At 52.2% G+C, this 5282-nt stretch carries 2 tRNA genes and 3 rRNA genes; all 5 read right to left on the reverse strand.

Annotated features, from left to right (window positions below):
- Window positions 1-53 precede the first annotated feature (53 nt).
- The 5 genes from rrf to NA647_RS19435 all read right to left on the reverse strand — a co-directional run bounded on the left by rrf (window position 54) and on the right by NA647_RS19435 (window position 5276).
- Window positions 54-169 (reverse strand): 5S ribosomal RNA (gene rrf / locus NA647_RS19415).
- A 154-nt stretch (window positions 170-323) separates the two neighbouring features.
- Window positions 324-3214: ribosomal RNA gene (locus NA647_RS19420) — 23S ribosomal RNA — on the reverse strand.
- A 251-nt stretch (window positions 3215-3465) separates the two neighbouring features.
- Window positions 3466-3541, reverse strand: a tRNA-Ala gene (locus tag NA647_RS19425).
- A gap of 30 nt (window positions 3542-3571) precedes the next feature.
- Window positions 3572-3648, reverse strand: a tRNA-Ile gene (locus NA647_RS19430).
- A gap of 91 nt (window positions 3649-3739) precedes the next feature.
- Window positions 3740-5276, reverse strand: a 16S ribosomal RNA gene (locus tag NA647_RS19435).
- Together the 16S, 23S and 5S rRNA genes with 2 tRNA genes alongside form the textbook arrangement of a ribosomal RNA operon.
- Window positions 5277-5282 lie beyond the last annotated feature (6 nt).

Consider the following 5282-nt stretch of genomic DNA (forward strand, 5'->3'; position numbering starts at 1 on the left):
GTGCAAAGACAAACCCCCGACCATCTTACGAGGGCCGGGGGTTTGGTGTAGAAGCTTGACGATGACCTACTCTCACATGGGGAGACCCCACACTACCATCGGCGATGCGTCGTTTCACTACTGAGTTCGGGATGGGATCAGGTGGTTCCAACGCTCTATGGTCGTCAAGCAATTCGGTTGCTGCCTCGGGGTTAGCCGCTGCAGCGAATTGGGTATGTGATGGTGTTTCGGTGTAGCTTTCGCTTTGCGAGCGATGCGTCTTTTCGGTTTGTTTGTCGACTTCAACCGTCTGACACGCAAACATCAAATTGTTTGGGTGTTATATGGTCAAGCCTCACGGGCAATTAGTATTGGTTAGCTCAACGCCTCACAGCGCTTACACACCCAACCTATCAACGTCGTAGTCTTCGACGGCCCTTCAGGGAGCTCAAGGCTCCAGTGAGATCTCATCTTGAGGCAAGTTTCCCGCTTAGATGCTTTCAGCGGTTATCTCTTCCGAACATAGCTACCCGGCAATGCCACTGGCGTGACAACCGGAACACCAGAGGTTCGTCCACTCCGGTCCTCTCGTACTAGGAGCAGCCCCTCTCAAATCTCAAACGTCCACGGCAGATAGGGACCGAACTGTCTCACGACGTTCTAAACCCAGCTCGCGTACCACTTTAAATGGCGAACAGCCATACCCTTGGGACCGGCTTCAGCCCCAGGATGTGATGAGCCGACATCGAGGTGCCAAACACCGCCGTCGATATGAACTCTTGGGCGGTATCAGCCTGTTATCCCCGGAGTACCTTTTATCCGTTGAGCGATGGCCCTTCCATACAGAACCACCGGATCACTAAGACCTACTTTCGTACCTGCTCGACGTGTCTGTCTCGCAGTCAAGCGCGCTTTTGCCTTTATACTCTACGACCGATTTCCGACCGGTCTGAGCGCACCTTCGTACTCCTCCGTTACTCTTTAGGAGGAGACCGCCCCAGTCAAACTACCCACCATACACTGTCCTCGATCCGGATAACGGACCAGAGTTAGAACCTCAAAGTTGCCAGGGTGGTATTTCAAGGATGGCTCCACGCGAACTGGCGTCCACGCTTCAAAGCCTCCCACCTATCCTACACAAGCAAATTCAAAGTCCAGTGCAAAGCTATAGTAAAGGTTCACGGGGTCTTTCCGTCTAGCCGCGGATACACTGCATCTTCACAGCGATTTCAATTTCACTGAGTCTCGGGTGGAGACAGCGCCGCCATCGTTACGCCATTCGTGCAGGTCGGAACTTACCCGACAAGGAATTTCGCTACCTTAGGACCGTTATAGTTACGGCCGCCGTTTACCGGGGCTTCGATCAAGAGCTTCGCTTGCGCTAACCCCATCAATTAACCTTCCGGCACCGGGCAGGCGTCACACCCTATACGTCCACTTTCGTGTTTGCAGAGTGCTGTGTTTTTAATAAACAGTCGCAGCGGCCTGGTATCTTCGACCGGCATGAGCTTACGGAGCAAGTCCTTCACCCTCACCGGCGCACCTTCTCCCGAAGTTACGGTGCCATTTTGCCTAGTTCCTTCACCCGAGTTCTCTCAAGCGCCTTGGTATTCTCTACCCAACCACCTGTGTCGGTTTGGGGTACGGTTCCTAGTTACCTGAAGCTTAGAGGCTTTTCCTGGAAGCATGGCATCAACCACTTCTCCTTCTAAAAGAAGGATCGTCATCAGTTCTCGGCATTAAGATCCCGGATTTACCTAAGATCTCTGCCTACCACCTTAAACTTGGACAACCAACGCCAAGCTGGCCTAGCCTTCTCCGTCCCCCCATCGCAGTAACTAGAAGTACGGGAATATTAACCCGTTTCCCATCGACTACGCTCTTCAGCCTCGCCTTAGGGACCGACTCACCCTGCGTCGATTAACGTTGCGCAGGAACCCTTGGTCTTTCGGCGTGCGAGTTTTTCACTCGCATTGTCGTTACTCATGTCAGCATTCGCACTTCTGATACCTCCAGCAAGCTTCTCAACTCACCTTCACAGGCTTACAGAACGCTCCTCTACCGCTCAACTTACGTTGAACCCGTAGCTTCGGTACCTGGTTTGAGCCCCGTTACATCTTCCGCGCAGGCCGACTCGACTAGTGAGCTATTACGCTTTCTTTAAAGGGTGGCTGCTTCTAAGCCAACCTCCTAGCTGTCTGAGCCTTCCCACATCGTTTCCCACTTAACCAGGATTTTGGGACCTTAGCTGACGGTCTGGGTTGTTTCCCTTTTCACGACGGACGTTAGCACCCGCCGTGTGTCTCCCGTGCTGACACTTGCTGGTATTCGGAGTTTGCATCGGTTTGGTAAGTCGGGATGACCCCCTAGCCGAAACAGTGCTCTACCCCCAGCAGTGATACACGAGGCGCTACCTAAATAGCTTTCGAGGAGAACCAGCTATCTCCGAGCTTGATTAGCCTTTCACTCCGATCCACAGGTCATCCGCTAACTTTTCAACGGTAGTCGGTTCGGTCCTCCAGTTAGTGTTACCCAACCTTCAACCTGCCCATGGATAGATCGCCCGGTTTCGGGTCTATTCCCAGCGACTAGACGCCCTATTAAGACTCGCTTTCGCTACGCCTCCCCTATTCGGTTAAGCTCGCCACTGAAAATAAGTCGCTGACCCATTATACAAAAGGTACGCAGTCACCTAACAAAGTAGGCTCCCACTGCTTGTACGCATACGGTTTCAGGTTCTATTTCACTCCCCTCTCCGGGGTTCTTTTCGCCTTTCCCTCACGGTACTAGTTCACTATCGGTCAGTCAGTAGTATTTAGCCTTGGAGGATGGTCCCCCCATATTCAGACAAAGTTTCTCGTGCTCCGTCCTACTCGATTTCACTTCTAAGATCCTTTCGCGTACAGGGCTATCACCCACTATGGCCGCACTTTCCAGAGCGTTCCGCTAAAATCAAAGAAGCTTAAGGGCTAGTCCCCGTTCGCTCGCCACTACTAAGGGAATCTCGGTTGATTTCTTTTCCTCAGGGTACTTAGATGTTTCAGTTCCCCTGGTTCGCCTCACACACCTATGTATTCAGTGTGTGATAACCATCTTATGATGGCTGGGTTCCCCCATTCAGACATCTCCGGATCAAAGTCTGTTTGCCGACTCCCCGAAGCTTTTCGCAGGCTACCACGTCTTTCATCGCCTCTGACTGCCAAGGCATCCACCGTATGCGCTTCTTCACTTGACCATATAACCCCAAGCAATCTGGTTACTGTCTATAACGTGAAGACGACATTCGCCGAAAATCCGCATTTTGCTCTCTCGAGCATCTCGCAAATTTTACCTTGACTTGAATAATCACCAGTGAAAGTGACCACTCAAATCTACTTCTATCACATACCCAAATTTTTAAAGAACGGTTCTGGCGCAAAGACCAGAAATCAATACACTCCCAAAGGAATCTATTCATTTCTGTGCTTTCAGCGATTATCGAGTTAATGGTGGAGCCAAGCGGGATCGAACCGCTGACCTCCTGCGTGCAAAGCAGGCGCTCTCCCAGCTGAGCTATGGCCCCATCTACAGATCGGCCACATCCCATGACAATTGGTGGGTCTGGGCAGATTCGAACTGCCGACCTCACCCTTATCAGGGGTGCGCTCTAACCAACTGAGCTACAGACCCAATCGTCTCTCTCGGGTCGAAACCCAATCGCTTTTCGCTAGTGAATCAAGCAATTCGTGTGGGAACTTATGAAGAAGCTGAAGTCTTCGATTAAGGAGGTGATCCAGCCGCAGGTTCCCCTACGGCTACCTTGTTACGACTTCACCCCAGTCATGAATCACTCCGTGGTAACCGTCCTCCCGAAGGTTAGACTAGCTACTTCTGGAGCAACCCACTCCCATGGTGTGACGGGCGGTGTGTACAAGGCCCGGGAACGTATTCACCGTGACATTCTGATTCACGATTACTAGCGATTCCGACTTCACGCAGTCGAGTTGCAGACTGCGATCCGGACTACGATCGGTTTTATGGGATTAGCTCCACCTCGCGGCTTGGCAACCCTTTGTACCGACCATTGTAGCACGTGTGTAGCCCAGGCCGTAAGGGCCATGATGACTTGACGTCATCCCCACCTTCCTCCGGTTTGTCACCGGCAGTCTCCTTAGAGTGCCCACCATAACGTGCTGGTAACTAAGGACAAGGGTTGCGCTCGTTACGGGACTTAACCCAACATCTCACGACACGAGCTGACGACAGCCATGCAGCACCTGTGTCAGAGTTCCCGAAGGCACCAATCCATCTCTGGAAAGTTCTCTGCATGTCAAGGCCTGGTAAGGTTCTTCGCGTTGCTTCGAATTAAACCACATGCTCCACCGCTTGTGCGGGCCCCCGTCAATTCATTTGAGTTTTAACCTTGCGGCCGTACTCCCCAGGCGGTCGACTTAATGCGTTAGCTGCGCCACTAAGATCTCAAGGATCCCAACGGCTAGTCGACATCGTTTACGGCGTGGACTACCAGGGTATCTAATCCTGTTTGCTCCCCACGCTTTCGCACCTCAGTGTCAGTATTAGCCCAGGTGGTCGCCTTCGCCACTGGTGTTCCTTCCTATATCTACGCATTTCACCGCTACACAGGAAATTCCACCACCCTCTGCCATACTCTAGCTTGCCAGTTTTGAAAGCAGTTCCCAGGTTGAGCCCGGGGCTTTCACTTCCAACTTAACAAACCACCTACGCGCGCTTTACGCCCAGTAATTCCGATTAACGCTTGCACCCTTCGTATTACCGCGGCTGCTGGCACGAAGTTAGCCGGTGCTTATTCTGTCGGTAACGTCAAAACAGCAAGGTATTAACTTACTGCCCTTCCTCCCAACTTAAAGTGCTTTACAATCCGAAGACCTTCTTCACACACGCGGCATGGCTGGATCAGGCTTTCGCCCATTGTCCAATATTCCCCACTGCTGCCTCCCGTAGGAGTCTGGACCGTGTCTCAGTTCCAGTGTGACTGATCATCCTCTCAGACCAGTTACGGATCGTCGCCTTGGTGAGCAATTACCTCACCAACTAGCTAATCCGACCTAGGCTCATCTGATAGCGCAAGGCCCGAAGGTCCCCTGCTTTCTCCCGTAGGACGTATGCGGTATTAGCGTTCCTTTCGAAACGTTGTCCCCCACTACCAGGCAGATTCCTAGGCATTACTCACCCGTCCGCCGCTGAATCAGAGAGCAAGCTCTCTTCATCCGCTCGACTTGCATGTGTTAGGCCTGCCGCCAGCGTTCAATCTGAGCCATGATCAAACTCTTCAGTTCAATACT

This window comes from Stutzerimonas stutzeri (assembly GCF_024448985.1).
Lineage (GTDB): Bacteria > Pseudomonadota > Gammaproteobacteria > Pseudomonadales > Pseudomonadaceae > Stutzerimonas > Stutzerimonas stutzeri_AP.